Origin of the sequence: Rahnella selenatireducens (genome assembly GCF_046449555.1) — a bacterium.
GTDB classification, from domain to species: domain Bacteria; phylum Pseudomonadota; class Gammaproteobacteria; order Enterobacterales; family Enterobacteriaceae; genus Rahnella; species Rahnella selenatireducens.
On the sequence record NZ_JBKEZJ010000007.1, the window covers coordinates 56,607 to 71,111 of the forward strand.

12 protein-coding genes are annotated in these 14,505 nt (G+C 53.3%); 6 read left to right on the forward strand and 6 right to left on the reverse strand.

What is annotated here, in order from left to right; genetic code table 11:
- Positions 1-88: 88 nt before the first annotated feature.
- The gene (locus tag ACLBVC_RS13240; RefSeq protein WP_410149989.1) at positions 89-2,032 is read left to right on the forward strand and encodes an exoribonuclease II; all 1,944 of its coding nucleotides are present in this window, start codon (positions 89-91) and stop codon (positions 2,030-2,032) included.
- Positions 2,033-2,486: 454 nt separating this feature from the next.
- On the opposite strand, the gene cbl is transcribed toward ACLBVC_RS13240, so the two are convergent.
- Together cbl and ACLBVC_RS13250 are read right to left on the reverse strand one after the other, a co-directional pair.
- Positions 2,487-3,440 (reverse strand): HTH-type transcriptional regulator Cbl, encoded by a 954-nt coding sequence (cbl, locus tag ACLBVC_RS13245; RefSeq protein ID WP_410149990.1) that lies wholly within the window; start codon positions 3,438-3,440, stop codon positions 2,487-2,489.
- A gap of 184 nt (positions 3,441-3,624) precedes the next feature.
- Positions 3,625-4,569 (reverse strand): 2-hydroxyacid dehydrogenase, encoded by a 945-nt coding sequence (locus tag ACLBVC_RS13250; protein WP_410149991.1) that lies wholly within the window; start codon positions 4,567-4,569, stop codon positions 3,625-3,627.
- A gap of 215 nt (positions 4,570-4,784) precedes the next feature.
- Here ACLBVC_RS13250 and glgX point away from each other — a divergent pair, with 215 nt between their 5' ends.
- Positions 4,785-7,067 carry a glycogen debranching protein GlgX gene (glgX, locus tag ACLBVC_RS13255; protein WP_410149992.1) on the forward strand — a complete coding sequence of 761 codons (2,283 nt, stop codon included), beginning with the start codon at positions 4,785-4,787 and terminating at the stop codon, positions 7,065-7,067.
- A 15-nt stretch (positions 7,068-7,082) separates the two neighbouring features.
- On the opposite strand, the gene ACLBVC_RS13260 is transcribed toward glgX, so the two are convergent.
- On the reverse strand, positions 7,083-7,217 hold the full coding sequence (locus ACLBVC_RS13260) for a hypothetical protein (protein WP_410149993.1): 135 nt from the start codon (positions 7,215-7,217) through the stop codon (positions 7,083-7,085).
- On the opposite strand from ACLBVC_RS13260, the gene ACLBVC_RS13265 reads away from it, so the two are divergent.
- On the forward strand, positions 7,210-8,043 hold the full coding sequence (locus tag ACLBVC_RS13265) for a LysR substrate-binding domain-containing protein (RefSeq protein ID WP_410149994.1): 834 nt from the start codon (positions 7,210-7,212) through the stop codon (positions 8,041-8,043). The genes ACLBVC_RS13260 and ACLBVC_RS13265 overlap by 8 nt on opposite strands.
- 4 nt (positions 8,044-8,047) lie before the next feature.
- On the opposite strand, the gene apbE is transcribed toward ACLBVC_RS13265, so the two are convergent.
- Positions 8,048-9,097, reverse strand: a complete 1,050-nt coding sequence (gene apbE / locus ACLBVC_RS13270) for an FAD:protein FMN transferase ApbE (protein ID WP_410149995.1) — start codon at positions 9,095-9,097, stop codon at positions 8,048-8,050.
- Between the two features lie 106 nt (positions 9,098-9,203).
- Entirely contained in the window at positions 9,204-9,770 is a 567-nt protein-coding gene (gene smrA / locus ACLBVC_RS13275) for a DNA endonuclease SmrA (RefSeq protein ID WP_410149996.1), read from the reverse strand.
- A gap of 213 nt (positions 9,771-9,983) precedes the next feature.
- Between smrA and ACLBVC_RS13280 the strand changes: the two genes are divergently transcribed.
- Both ACLBVC_RS13280 and ACLBVC_RS13285 read left to right on the forward strand, forming a co-directional pair.
- The gene (locus ACLBVC_RS13280) at positions 9,984-10,799 is read left to right on the forward strand and encodes a mannosyl-3-phosphoglycerate phosphatase-related protein (RefSeq protein WP_410149997.1); all 816 of its coding nucleotides are present in this window, start codon (positions 9,984-9,986) and stop codon (positions 10,797-10,799) included.
- A 119-nt stretch (positions 10,800-10,918) separates the two neighbouring features.
- Positions 10,919-12,139: a glycosyltransferase family protein gene (locus tag ACLBVC_RS13285; protein ID WP_410149998.1), complete on the forward strand. Its 1,221-nt coding sequence runs from the start codon at positions 10,919-10,921 to the stop codon at positions 12,137-12,139.
- Between the two features lie 87 nt (positions 12,140-12,226).
- Here ACLBVC_RS13285 and ACLBVC_RS13290 read toward each other — a convergent pair whose 3' ends face one another.
- Positions 12,227-13,252, reverse strand: a complete 1,026-nt coding sequence (locus ACLBVC_RS13290) for a TerC/Alx family metal homeostasis membrane protein (protein WP_152326271.1) — start codon at positions 13,250-13,252, stop codon at positions 12,227-12,229.
- Between the two features lie 437 nt (positions 13,253-13,689).
- Here ACLBVC_RS13290 and ACLBVC_RS13295 point away from each other — a divergent pair, with 437 nt between their 5' ends.
- Positions 13,690-14,445: an FNR family transcription factor gene (locus ACLBVC_RS13295; RefSeq protein ID WP_013575564.1), complete on the forward strand. Its 756-nt coding sequence runs from the start codon at positions 13,690-13,692 to the stop codon at positions 14,443-14,445.
- Positions 14,446-14,505 lie beyond the last annotated feature (60 nt).

Genomic DNA, 14,505 nt, shown 5'->3' on the forward strand with positions numbered 1-14,505 from the left:
GGGCAGATGCCGCTTGCCCGCAGGGGCTGAATCGCGTAAAACTGTCTGCCGCTAATCGAGCCACATTAACCCTAATTCTCTGGACGATATGTTTCAAGATAACCCGCTGCTCGCGCAGCTAAAACAGCAACTTCACTCTCAGACTCCACGTGTCGAAGGCATTGTGAAAGGGACTGAGAAAGGCTTTGGCTTTCTTGAAGTAGACGGTCAAAAAAGCTATTTCATTCCGCCTCCGTACATGAAAAAAGTCATGCACGGTGACCGCGTAATCGCCTCGCTGCAAACCGAAAAAGAGCGTGAAGTCGTCCAGCCGGAATCACTGGTTGAACCTTTCCTCAGCCGTTTTGTAGGCCGCGTGACGAAAAAAGACGACCGTCTTTCTATCATTCCCGACCATCCTTTATTACGTGATGCGATCCAGTGTCGTGTTGCGCGCAACATCAATCACGAAGTCAGTGACGGTGACTGGTGTGTGGCCGAAATGCGCCGCCACCCGCTGAAAGAAGGCGATCACAGCTTCCAGGCTGAAATCACCGAATGGATCACCACCGGCACCGACGATCTCGCGCCGTGGTGGGTCACGCTGGCCCGTCATAATCTTGAACGTGAAGCGCCAAAATCTGACATCGCTGAACTGCGCGATGAAGGCCTGACCCGCGAAGACCTGACCGCCCTGCCATTTGTCACCATCGACAGCGGCAGCACACAGGATATGGATGACGCGCTGTATGTGAAAGACAACGGCGACGGCACCCTGCTGATGACCATCGCGATTGCTGACCCGACCGCGTATGTCACCGAAGGCAGCGAACTCGATAACATCGCCAAAAAACGCGCATTCACCAACTATCTGCCGGGCTTTAACATCCCGATGCTGCCGCGTGAATTGTCCGACGATATCTGTTCCCTGTGGCCGGACGTCAGCCGCCCTGTTCTCGCCTGTTCCGTCACGTTGGGCACCGATGGCGCACTGGGCAGCGACATTCGTTTCTTCGCCGCCACCATCGAATCCAAAGCCAAACTAGCCTACAACGATGTGTCCGACTGGCTGGAAGCACATGAGAAAAGCGCATGGCAGCCTGCGAGCGATGTGATTGCTGATCAAATCCGTCTGCTGAAACGCGTTTGCGACGTGCGCAGTGCATGGCGTACCGAACACGCGCTGGTGTTTAAAGACCGTCCCGATTACCGCTTCGTGCTGGGTGAAAAAGGCAACGTCCTGGAAATCATCGCCGAGCACCGCCGTATAGCTAACCGCATCGTTGAAGAATCTATGATCGCAGCAAACGTCTGTGCGGCGATTGCGCTGCGCGACAGCCTCGGTTTCGGCGTGTACAACGTGCATACAGGTTTTGACCCGCTGCTGGTTGAAAACGCGGTCACCGTACTTCAGGCGAATGACGTTGAAGCTAACGCCGAAGCACTGCTGACGCTGCCAGGTTTCTGCGCACTACGCCGTAAACTGGATGCCTTGCCAACACAGTTCCTCGACAGCCGTATCCGTCGTTTCCAGACTTTTGCAGAAATCAGCACCACGCCGGGGCCGCACTACGGTCTGGGTCTGGAAGCTTACGCAACCTGGACTTCACCAATCCGTAAATACGGCGATATGGTGAACCACCGTTTGCTGAAAGCGATGATTCTGCAACAGTCGGCTGAGAAACCGCAGGACGATATGACTGTTCAGCTTGCCGAACGCCGCCGTGCCAACCGCATGGCTGAGCGCGACGTCGGTGACTGGCTGTACGCCCGTTATCTGGAAGATAAAGTCGGCACGGATGTGAAATTCAGCGCTGAAGTTATCGATGTGACCCGCGGTGGTTTGCGCGTACGTCTGCAAGATATCGGGGCCGTCGCATTCATCCCTGCTCCGTTCCTGCACAGCGTGCGCGACGAGCTGGTATGCAGTGCAGACACCGGCACCGTGCTGATTAAAGGCGAAGTCGCCTATCGTCAGAGTGACATCATTGATGTCAATATCGCGGAAGTGCGGATGGAAAATCGCAATGTAATTGCCAAGCCTGCAGCTTAGCGAACGCTTGTTCGTTTGATGTGCATCAGAGCCGGTTCTCAGGAATCGGCTTTTTTTATGCGCTATGGTTTGCTCCTCCCCCTGCGAAGGGGGAGGTCGGGAGGGGGTTTAGCAAACCTCTGACAACACCCCATCCCGTGCTTCCGAATGACATAGCCATTGGCCGCTTTCAAAACGACGTTGAGAAAGTGGTGAGAAACGGCGAGAGTCTTTTTTCGAGCAGGTTCGAACCCGAAGCGAAAGGACCGCGCAGCGGCGGCGTTTGCGGCAATAGCCGGAGTGGCTGAAACATGGCCAGCCAGCGGCAGCGCGCAGTTTAAAAGCGCGGGTGTCCAGAGGGCGCGCGCGTTAACACGCCCTTTGGGCCAGTTTGGGCGGCGAGCCCAAGGTCTTGAAGTTGAAAGTTGAAAGTTGAAAGTTGAATTTTCAGGCGCCCGTATGACGCCTCATACAATCAAATCTGATAGTCAATCACCGGCTCATCCCCTACCGCAAACACCTTCTCCTTGATCTCATTCACCGATAACCCCGGATTACACAGTTCGATAAACCGCCAGACGTAGTTTCTCTGCAACTGCGCTTTTTTAAGCCCCAGCCAGACGGTGTTGCCTTCGAACAAATGCTCGGCGTTAATCAGCTGAAGGCCGGTGTCGCGCGCGGCTTCAAAGGCTTTATCCGCCAGGATCCCCACACCTAATCCCAGTTCTACGTAGGTTTTAATCACGTCAGAATCCTGCGCGCTGAGCACGATATCCGCGTTGAGCGCCGCGCGGCTGAAGGCTTCATCCAGGCGGGAACGCCCGGTGATGCCCTGACGATAAGTGATCAGCGGTTGTTCACTGAGATGCTGTAACGTGACCGGATGCTGCAACGTGAGCGGATGCCCCTGGGGAACGACAATCGCATGATGCCAGCGGTAATACGGGAACGCCGCCACCGCCGGGTCGTTCATTAGTTTTTCGCTGGCGATGGCCACATCCGCCTGTCCGCTCAGCAACATCGCCAGCACTTCCTGCGGCGAGCCCTGATGAAGTTCCAGCCGTACGCCCGGATAAATCGCGCGGAAGGCTTTGATGACTTTGGGCAGACTGTAACGCGCCTGCGTGTGCGTGGTGGCGATGGTCAGTACGCCTGCATCTTCTTTCGAAAACACATCGGCCAGACGGCGGATATTCTGCGCTTCATTGAGAATGCGCTCGGCCACGGCCAGCAGCTCTTTGCCCGGTTCTGTCAGCCCCAGCAGACGCTTGCCGCGACGGATGAAAATCTCAACGCCCAGCTCATCTTCCAGCTCGCGAATATGACGACTGACGCCTGACTGCGAAGTGAACAACATGTTCGAGACTTCGGTCAGGTTGTAATTGCATCGCGCGGATTCCCGTATAATTTTGAGTTGTTGAAAATTCACCGCTGTCTGCCTCTGTTCTGCCTGAAAAGCCTATTGTTACGATCTGTAGCTATGCCAGACAAATAAGAAAAAGCGGTTACTTATGCTTTTTACGACTATAGACTGCTTGCCTGATTTTTAACGCCCATAAAAAAACGCCGGCAGGCGGCGTTTAATCTCAACTTCTGGCAAATACAACGGGGGATTATTGAGGCACTGGCGTCATAACCGGCTGACCTGAAAAACAGGCATGCAGATTTGACTGCACCAGCGTCATCATATTTTCAACGGATTCCGGCGACCGCCCGGCCACATGCGGCGTCAGCACCAGATTATCCAAAGACAGCATTTCTGCCGGAACTTTCGGCTCTCCGTCCACCACATCCAGCGCAGCTCCGGCAATTTCACGGCGTTGCAGGCTGGCGATCAGCGCGTCACTGTCCACCACGCTGCCCCGCGAAATGTTAATCAGATAACCGTTTTCACCCAGTGCTTGCAAAACCTCCGCATTCACCAGCCGGGTGGTATTGGCACCGCCAGGCGTGGCGACAACCAGATAATCCGACCAGGCGGCCAGTTCGGTAATGCTAAGGAAATAATGATACGGGCTGTTCTCCTGCGGACGGCGGTTGTGATATCCCACGTCCATATCAAAACCTCCGGCGGCGCGGCGGGCAATCAGCGCACCGATGTTGCCCAGACCAATAATCCCCAGCCGTTTACCGGCCATTCCGTCCACGTTCCAGCGCGTTTTTTTCCATTCTCCGGCACGCACGGCAGCATCGAACTGCGGGATCCGCCGGGTGATCGCCAGCATCAGCGCCAGCGTATGATCCGCAACCGAAGAACTGTTGGTGCCCGGCCCGTGTGTGACCATAATGCCGCGCTGTTTTGCCGCAGCCACGTCGATATGTTCAAAGCCAACGCCCTGCGCGCAGATGATTTCCAGCGCGGGCAAAGACGCGATTTCCGCCGCGCTCACACCAATAGTGCCGATGGTTAAAATGCCGCGAATGGTTTGGGCGATGTGCGGATCAAGGTTTGCACGCTGTTCCGGTGTAGTGGCGAAATGCAGTGAATATCCGGCAGCTTCAAACCGTTCAGGGTAACCCGCATCAAGGTCGATGTGGCTCAGCAAAGCAATGGTCATAAAGGAAATCCTCGGGGATGAATTCTTATAATCACTAGCAGGCTAGCTTTTCATTCTCACTATTGACGAAGCCTCTTAGCTTGTACAGCTTTTCGCGGTTTTCAGGTCAATTTTGCCAGTCCGGTCTACACTCCTTGATATTGTCTGTGCATGCGCAGACAGGCCTCTTTCGGTATTTTTTTGTCAGATTTCCCTGAAACGGAGTGACGTCGAGTATGACAAAGGCCCGATCCGGTAAGCCAAGTAAACCCACTGCCACGGCGGACGAAGTCCGCACCGTCCCTTCTCATGCACAGGTTGATATCGCCGTTGACGGTTTGGGTGTGCGCATCATTCATCCTTACAGCGACGGCGAAATTGTTCGTAGCTTCGATTCCGGGCACACCACCCGCGTGCGCGAAGGATTGCCCGTCCCGCTCGGCGCAACCTGGGACGGTCTGGGTGTGAATTTTGCGCTGTTTTCCGCCAACGCCACAAAAGTTGAGCTGTGTCTGTTTAATGAAGCCGGTGAGCAGTACGACGTGATTGAACTGCCTGAATACACCGACGAGGTCTGGCACGGCTATCTGCCGGACGCCCGCCCCGGCCTGCTTTATGCTTATCGTGTTCACGGCCCTTATGCGCCGCACGACGGTCACCGGTTTAATCCGGCCAAATTACTGCTCGATCCTTATGCCAAACAGATTGTCGGCGAGCTGAAATGGGATGACGCACTGTTTGCCTATGATCTGCAAAGTGCGAAGAAAGATTTGCACATTGATAACCGCGACAGCGCGGAATTTTTGCCAAAGTGCCGCGTGATCGACCCGGCATTTTCGTGGGCGCGTTCACGCAAGCGCCATATTCCGTGGGAAAAAACGCTGATATATGAAACGCATGTACGCGGCTACACCATGCGTCATCCGGCAGTGCCGGAGCATCTGCGCGGAACTTTCTCGGGAATGAGTACGCCGCACATCGTGGAATACATCCGGTCGCTGGGTGTGACGTCAGTTGAACTGATGCCGGTTCATGCGTTCACCGATGACCGGCATTTGCAGGATAAAGGGCTGCATAATTTCTGGGGTTACAACACGCTGAGTTTCTTCGCGCCACACCCGCAATATATGGCGACGCACACCGTTAATGAATTCAAGCAAATGATTGCCACCCTGCACGCGGCAAACATAGAAGTCATTCTCGACGTGGTTTACAACCACACGGCGGAAGGCAATGAACTTGGCCCGACCCTGTCGTTCAAAGGCATCGACAACGCCAGCTATTACCGCCTGATGCCGGACAATAAGCGTTATTACATCAATGACACGGGAACCGGCAATACGCTCAATCTCAGCCATCCGCGAGTGCTGCAAATGGTCACGGATTCTTTGCGCTACTGGGCGACTGAAATGCAGGTCGACGGTTTCCGATTCGACCTCGCGACCATTCTCGGGCGCGAAAGTTACGGTTTTGACGAAGGCTGTGGTTTCCTTGATACCTGCCGTCAGGATCCGATCCTCAGCCAGTGTAAGCTGATTGCCGAGCCCTGGGACTGCGGCCCCGGAGGCTATCAGGTGGGCGGTTTCCCTCCGGGCTGGATGGAGTGGAATGACCGGTTCCGCGACACGGTGCGTAAATTCTGGCGCGGCGACGAAGGCCAGCTGGCGCAGTTTGCCACCCGGCTTTCCGGTTCGGCAGATTTGTTTAATCACCGCGGGCGAAAGCCTTATGCCTCGGTGAATTTTATTACCGCGCACGACGGTTTCACGCTTAACGACTGGGTGTCTTACGCCAGCAAACACAACGAAGCCAACGGCGAAAGTGGTAAAGACGGCAGCGATAACAATATTTCGGCCAACTATGGCGTGGAAGGTCAGACTGATGATCCTGCCATTAACGCGCTGCGGTTGCGGCAAATGCGCAATATGCTGGCGACGCTGCTGTTTTCGCAGGGCACGCCGATGTTGCTGGCCGGGGACGAATTTGCGCGCTCGCAAAATGGCAATAACAATGCCTATTGTCAGGATACCGAGATTGCGTGGGTTAACTGGAATATTGAGGAGAAAGGCCAGTCGCTCCTGCTCTTTACGTACCGGCTTATTGCTCTGCGTAAGCGTTTCCCGATCCTGCACCGTGGCCGTTTTCTGACAGGCGCAGTGCATGAAAAACTGGGCGTGAAAGATGTCAGCTGGTTCCAGCCGCAGGGCGAAGAAATGACTGACGTCGCCTGGAAGGATCCGCACGCTAAATGCATCGCGATGCTCCTCGATGGCCGCGCACAGCCCACCGGTTTGCTGCGGCAGGGATCGTTAAGCACGGTTTTGCTGCTGTTTAACGCCTCGCACGAAGATGTCGTGTTCACGCTTCCCTCCGTTGTGCACGGAGAAGGCTGGCGGCATATTCTTGATACATTCCAGCCCGACGATGTGAACGAGCATAATTTTGAGTTTGGCCGTGAATACATCTGTACTTCGCGAACCGTGGTGCTGTTTGAACTGGTTAGCACCGCCAAACACTAAGCCCGCCCTGCTGCTTCAGGCATTCAAAATCTGAAGCAGCGTTTCACGCCCTTGCGCCAGCCCTTTTTCGCGACCAATAGCCTGACGGCTCACGCCTTCCGCACGAATAATGTGGCTGTTCACCACGCCCATCAGTTCCAGAATGGACACCAGATACGGCTCCTGGAAATCATGCAACTTCCCTTCTTCAGTGCTGGAAACCCGCCTCGGCGTGCGTTTGCTGCAACGCACATCGCGCCATTTTGCAGTCACCAGCGTGGGCGAATGCTACGCGATTGAATGCCAGAAATTACTGCAACAGGCACAGGCGGCGCGGCAGGTCATCGATGATTTACAGCAGAATCCTCGCGGGCTTCTGCGTGTGTGTACGCCGGTCATGATGGCGGAAATGGTGGTCGCGCCGCTGATGACGGAATTCCTGACCCGTTTTCCCGATATACAGCTGGAGCTTCTGGCCATCAACCGGTCGGTAGATTTGCTGGAGGAGAATTTCGACGTCACTCTGCACTCGCACAGCGAACCGCTGGAGGATTCTGGTTTGTACCGCAAATCACTCGGGCTGCTCCGCTACGCGCTGGTAGCCAGCCCGGCGTTTATCGCTGCTCTGCCTTGCACGCCATCGAAGGATCAGCTGAGTTATCTGCCGACTTTAGTGCGCAAAACACCGTGGGCAGCCAGTCATTGGGCGCTCTCACATCCACAGGACGGATCCCGAAAAGTGGCATTAACGCCGAAGATGATCAGCAATAATCTGCTGGTGCTGCGCCAGGCTGCGGTGGACGGATTGGGTATTGCGCTGCTGCCGGAAATGGCGTGCAAAGACGATTTAGCGACCGGCAGGCTGCACTATTTTCTGCCGGACTGGCAGACACCGCCGTCTGAGATTTCGGCGCTGTATGCCAGCCACAAAGGCCAGTCTCCGGCATTACGCGTGTTTCTCGATTTTCTGGCGGAGAAACTGCACGGAACGCTGTAAACGGTTACTCGGGATCTTTCAGGTACGCTTTGAATTGCGGCGACATGTAGGTTTTGAAGGTGTTGCCCTCTTTGGTGATGAGATATACCGCCAGATGCTCTTTCTCCGCCAGCGCCAGCGCTTTGTGCGTACCCAGCACCATCAGGCCGGTATCCCAGCCATCCGCTTCCAGCGCGGTCGGCGCAATCACGGTCGCTGAAACCAGTTTGTGCGTGATCGGTGCGCCGGTTGCCGGATCAATAATGTGCGATAACCGTTTGCCATCGAGTTCGTAGTAATTGCGGTAGCTGCCGGAGGTGCTGATCCCCATGCCCTGTAAATCGACAATCGCCTGCACCGCCGTCTCTTTGTCCGTCGGTTTCTGAATCGCCACCTGCCACGGATTACCCTTCGGATTGTGTCCGCGTGAAACCACCGCACCGCCCACCGACACCAGATAATTGCTGATGCCGTTGCCTTCAATCAGGCGCGCCAGATGGTCGGTCGCATAACCTTCGCCCACGGTCGAGAGATCAACATACATCCCCTGCAAATCTTTTTGCAGATACTGCCCGTCGCTTTGCTGGATCACTTTCAGATGCTGTAATCCGATACGCTGGCGGGCATCCGCAATTTGTTGCGGCGTCGGCATTTTCACTGGCTGTTTATCCGGCCCGAATCCCCATAAGTTCACCAGCGGCCCTACGGTAATGTCCATCGCACCGCCGGTCAGCTGGCCTATGCGCATTGACGTCACAATGGCATCCGCCATACCCGCACTGACCGGCTGCGGTACGTTGCCCTGATACTGGTTAAAGCGCGACAGCACAGAGTCTTCTTTGTAGGTCGACAGCTCGTGATCGTCTTCTTTGAGCTGCGCTTCGATTTGTTCACGCAGCGAGGCTTCCCGGTTTTTGCCTACTCCCGCCAGGCTGACACGGTAAAACGTGCCCATGGTTTTCCCTTCTATCACCAGCGCATCTTTTGCATCAGACGCACTACGGTCGCAGGCAGAAAGCAGACCCACCGCACACAGTACCAGTGTGCAACGTAAATAAACCGGTTTTGAAAACATGAAAATAACTCAGTTGAGTGCCCGTCGCCGGGCAGAAAAAGTATCAGGACATTAAGGGGTCGCGCTTAAACCACGACGCAACAAAGTTTCTGTAGAAGCTTAGGGGTCAGCGACTCCGTTTGGCGTGGCGTTCCCAGTTTTCCTGTTTGGCCTGCGCCGTTTTTCTGAGTGCCACATAGCAGGCCCCCGCGCCGCCATCTTTCTGGATTGCTACGCAGAAAGCCTGAACATCATCAAGCTGCTTCAGCCATTTCGCGACGTAGCTGCGCACGATATTGGCGTGGCTTTCGTCAGCCCGGCCACGTCCGTGGATGATTAACAGGGTGCGTAAATTTCCCGCCTGCGCCTGACAGAAGAAGGCAAAAAGTTCCTGACGGCACTGTTCGACCGGCTTACGCAGTAGATTCAGGCTGGCTCCCAGCGGGTATTTTCCCTGCCGGAGTTTGTCGAGCACGCCCTGCTGGACGCCGTCGTGTTTGTACTCCAGCGGCTCATCGCACGCCTGAATATTCAGAAAACCGGTAGTCAGCGGGTTGTCGCGTTTTTCGGCGGCTTCGCCAGTTTTCGGTTTGTTCCCTGTGGCTGAGTTCCTGAGGTAGACCACCCGTTTATCCGACGCCAGCGGCTCCACACCTGCCATTTCCTGACTGAATAAATCATCATCATCGCTCATTTTTTACCTCTTTTTCAGCGGCAGGACCGGGGTAAATTATCCCTGCAAATGGCCTGCGGGTAAAGCCGGGTTCTGTTTGCCGGACGCCGTTAAAGAATCTGGAAAGAGCCGGATAACCGGTAAAAGTCATTTTTGAATCTATACTTAGCTGCTGGGGCAGAAACACATTCCAATCAATGCGCTTCTGTAACCCTGTCAAATTGAGGAGAAAAGATGCCGTACCTTGATGATCCCTTAATTATTTTTACTGACCTGGACGGGTCGCTGCTCGACCATCACGATTACAGCTGGAAACCCGCGCAACCGTGGCTGGATAAACTGGCTGACGCGAACGTTCCGTTAATTCTGACCACCAGTAAAACCTCCGCCGAAGTTGGGTCATTACAATCCGCCCTGCACTTAACGCACCAGCCTTTTATTGCAGAAAACGGGGCGATTATCCACCTGCCTTCGGGCTGGCAAACGCAGGATCAGGAACCGGTTCATATCATCGGTGCCCGTTACCGCGATATCCGTGAGACGCTGGTCGATTTGCGCCAGCGCTATGACTTTGAGTTTCGCGGCTTTGGTGACGTTACACCAAAACAGGTCGCAGTCTGGACCGGGCTTTCAGAAACTGATGCGCAGCGGGCGATGCAGCGCGAAGCGTCCGAACCGCTGGTGTGGTTTGGTAACGATCTGGATTTTGCACATCTGAAAAAGTGCCTGTCCCGTGAAGGTCTGGCGCTCACGCGCGGAGGCCGTTTCTGGCACGTGATGGGCACGGATGCCGGAAAAGGTCAGGCGGTTCAATGGTTGTCAGAACAATACCGGCAACAGCGCGGCGTGCCGGTCGCCAGTATCGGGCTGGGCGATGGCCCGAACGACTTATCGATGCTGGAGACCGTAGATTACGCCGTGGTGATTAAAGGCTATCACGACCATCAGATGCCGGTGAACGACGGGAACGGCTCACAGGTATTTCGCACCACAGAGTTTGGCCCACACGGTTGGAGTCAGGGGCTGAATCATTTTATTACCCTTTCATAAAAGAAGGTGTTAAAGGAAAAGTCATTTATTCAATGCAGGCATTTGCATTGTTTATTGCTCTTTGTTTTACCGATAAGACTTCCAATAATTTTATCTATTCTAAAATTGGAGAATACCGTATGAGCGATTTTTATCAGGATGGTGTAATCACTAATTTTCATAACCTGACTCACCGTAAAGTTGAAGAACTGGAATACGATTTGCAGGTGTTTTCAGGCCGCCGTTCAATGGGGTTAATATTACCTTCATTGTTTTCAGAACTCGAAGGCCCGGCGCTGACCCATATTGTCGATGAGCTGACAAAAGTCCCCTATCTGGAAGAAATAGTCATTGGTTTAGATCGCGCAGACCGCGATCAGTTTTTATTTGCCCGCGAATTCTTCTCCCGCTTGCCGCAGCGTCACCGTATTTTGTGGAATGATGGGCCGCGTCTGAAGGCGCTGGATGAAGAGCTTAAAAAAGAAAACCTGTCGCCAAATGAACCGGGTAAAGGCCGCAACGTGTGGTTCTGCGCCGGGTATACGCTGGCATCGCGCCGGACATCGGTGGTCGGGCTGCATGATTGTGACATTGTCACGTACAGTCGGGATATGCTGGCGCGTCTGATGTATCCCGTGGCGAACCCGAACTTCCATTACGATTTCTGCAAAGGTTATTACGCCCGTGTGGCGGACGGGAAATTCAACGGGCGCGTCGGGCGTCTTCTGGTCTTCCCGCTGCTCAAATCGCTGCAAATTGTTTATGGTCATTCGGATTTTCTGGAATATCTGCGCACCTTCCGTTACCCACTTTCCGGTGAGTTCGCCATGCGCACGCACGTTCTGAATGATTTGCGTATTCCCAGCGACTGGGGGCTGGAAATCGGTGTGTTGTCCGAACTTCACCGCAATACCGCGACGCGCCGTATCTGTCAGGTGGATATCGCTGATAATTACGACCACAAGCATCAGCCGATGTCAGAAGATGACGCCACCAACGGTTTGCAGCGTATGAGTATTGATATTACCAAGGCGCTGTACCGGAAGATGGCAATTCTCGGCGTGAATATTACCAGCGAGTCATTCCGCATTCTGAAAGCCACGTATTACCGTAATGCGCTGGATATGATTGACAGCTTTGAGAACGATGCGCGGATGAACGGTCTGTCGTTTGACCGCCACAGCGAGGAGTCGGCTGTTGAACTCTTCTCCGGCGCGATTATGGAAGCCGGTCAGGCGTTTGTGGATACGCCGAGCGAAAAGCCGTTTATTCCAAGCTGGAGCCGTGTGCAGTCGGCGTTCCCGGATATGCTGGATCGCATTCATGAAGCGGTGGAAAAAGATAACGAAGGCGACGTGTAATGCCCTGAGGATTCTGAAAACAGGAAAGAAAAACGCTGCGATTGCAGCGTTTTTTATGGGACTGACCAGCGAATTAAGGATTAGAAACTAGGCGGATTCTTTTTTGCCAGGGAAAAGCAAGCTGGCCACAATACCCAGCGCCAGCACGCCCAGAACCACGTAAAGACTGGTTAACGCCTCGATTTCTATGCCGTGATGCCACAGATGATTACTTGAGTTCAGCGCCAGTTTTGCCGCCACAAAGAACAGCAGGAAAATCACAGATTTTTCCAGATGCACAAGATACTTACGCAGCGCTTCAAGTACGAAATACATCGTACGCAAACCGAGCACCGCGAACATCATGGCAGAATACACAATCAGCGGTTCACGGCTGACAGCAATCACGGCAGGCACGCTGTCAAAAGCAAACATCAGGTCGGAGATTTCCACAACGGCAATACACAGCAGCAACGGCGTCGCGTAGCGCACGCCCTTCTTCACGGTAAAGCTGAAGCCCTGATTTTCGGGTTTCGCCAGTTCAGCTTCGACCTGCTCGCTGCTCACCAGAAAATGCGGCCCTACCAGTTTCGGGAACACCGGGAAGAAACGGCGCACCAGACGGTTGGCGATGTGATCAGAGTAATCATCATTCTCTTCATCATCATTCCCTGCACGCATCATCAGAATTGCGGTCCACAGGATGACGACGGCAAACACCATTTCGACCCAAGGCCCCAGAGCCAGCAGGCTGGTGCCGATCACCACGAAAATACCACGGAAGACGATGGCACCAATAACGCCCCAGTAAAGGATGCGGTGGCGATAACCGTCAGGCACTTTAAACCAGGCAAAAATCGCCATAATCACGAACAGGTTGTCCACGGACAATACCTGCTCCAGCGCATAGCCGGTCAGGAACAAGCTGGCGACTTCTTTACCGTGATGAATATAGAGAAATCCGGCAAAACTGAGAGAAACAGCAATCCAGAAGAGTGTCCAGATTGAAGCGCTTTTCAGGCCAATCGGTTTGTGGCTGCGATGTGCGAAGATATCAATCAGCAGCGCGGCGACGGCCACGACAACAAAAACCACGGTCGTTTCGAATGGGAATCCCAGAGAATCAGACTGCATTACACCTTTCCTAAAGTTAAACGAAAGCTAAACGAATCTGCGCATTGTATGCGGTTGCGAAGCGAATGGGTATCAAAGTCGTTGGCAGGTGGCATTTTGTGCCATAATCTCGCGCGGCGAATTAAGGGTGTAAATTGATCCCCTACGCCCGCGAATAATTTACCGTCAGAGAATATCCTTAGGTTGCTATAAATTGATTCAGACGGCTAATTCATTAAAATAGAATTATAATTTTCACGGATAATTTGACGCAGTTTTAAATCTCATTGATTCTCAATTCGACTTAATTCCCAGTTCAGATCAAAATATTCCGAAGAAAAACCTGTTTAAAATCGGGGTTTTTTAACATTTCGCTCTTTTCGCTCCATTCAGCTACTTATCACTCGTTGCAAAAGATGTTAAAATTGACCCATATCAATATTGCCAGAGTGACTATCATGATCCCAGAAAAACGTATTATTCGACGTATCCAATCTGGTGGCTGTGCAATCCATTGTCAGGACTGTAGCATCAGCCAGCTTTGTATTCCTTTCACCCTGAACGAGCATGAACTCGATCAGCTGGATAACATCATCGAAAGGAAAAAGCCGATCCAAAAAGGTCAGGCATTGTTTAAAGCCGGTGATGAACTGAAATCCCTTTACGCTATCCGTTCAGGAACCATCAAAAGCTATACCATCACTGAACAAGGTGACGAACAGATTACCGGTTTCCATCTGGCAGGCGATTTAGTCGGCTTTGATGCAATTGGTGGTTTGCAGCACCCAAGTTTCGCACAGGCTCTGGAAACGTCCATGGTTTGTGAAATCCCATTTGAGACACTTGATGACCTCTCCGGGAAAATGCCCAATCTGCGCCAGCAAATGATGCGCCTGATGAGTGGTGAGATCAAAGGCGATCAGGACATGATCCTGTTGCTGTCCAAGAAAAATGCTGAAGAAAGACTGGCGGCGTTTATTTACAACCTCTCCCGCCGTTTCGCACAACGTGGTTTCTCTCAGCGCGAATTCCGCCTGACAATGACCCGTGGCGATATCGGTAACTATCTCGGCCTGACCGTCGAAACCATCAGTCGTTTGCTGGGCCGTTTCCAAAAATCAGAAATGCTGAGTGTTAAAGGCAAATACATTACGATTGAGAATCACGAAATGCTTTCTCAGTTAGCCGGACAGTCTGCTCCCGTTTCTGCCTGATCGTTTTGATTTTCTTCTAATAGATTGGCGTTGGATCATCAAGGAATAATTTGTTGATCC

Excerpts from the sequence above, each read along its gene's own strand:
- ACLBVC_RS13240 (WP_410149989.1), top strand. The coding sequence starts at position 89 with ATGTTTCAAGATAACCCGCTGCTCGCGCAGCTAAAACAGCAACTTCAC.
- ACLBVC_RS13250 (WP_410149991.1), bottom strand. The coding sequence starts at position 4,569 with ATGACCATTGCTTTGCTGAGCCACATCGACCTTGATGCGGGTTACCCT.
- glgX (WP_410149992.1), top strand. The coding sequence starts at position 4,785 with ATGACAAAGGCCCGATCCGGTAAGCCAAGTAAACCCACTGCCACGGCG.
- ACLBVC_RS13265 (WP_410149994.1), top strand. The coding sequence starts at position 7,210 with ATGGACACCAGATACGGCTCCTGGAAATCATGCAACTTCCCTTCTTCA.
- apbE (WP_410149995.1), bottom strand. The coding sequence starts at position 9,097 with ATGTTTTCAAAACCGGTTTATTTACGTTGCACACTGGTACTGTGTGCG.
- smrA (WP_410149996.1), bottom strand. The coding sequence starts at position 9,770 with ATGAGCGATGATGATGATTTATTCAGTCAGGAAATGGCAGGTGTGGAG.
- ACLBVC_RS13280 (WP_410149997.1), top strand. The coding sequence starts at position 9,984 with ATGCCGTACCTTGATGATCCCTTAATTATTTTTACTGACCTGGACGGG.
- ACLBVC_RS13285 (WP_410149998.1), top strand. The coding sequence starts at position 10,919 with ATGAGCGATTTTTATCAGGATGGTGTAATCACTAATTTTCATAACCTG.
- ACLBVC_RS13290 (WP_152326271.1), bottom strand. The coding sequence starts at position 13,252 with ATGCAGTCTGATTCTCTGGGATTCCCATTCGAAACGACCGTGGTTTTT.
- ACLBVC_RS13295 (WP_013575564.1), top strand. The coding sequence starts at position 13,690 with ATGATCCCAGAAAAACGTATTATTCGACGTATCCAATCTGGTGGCTGT.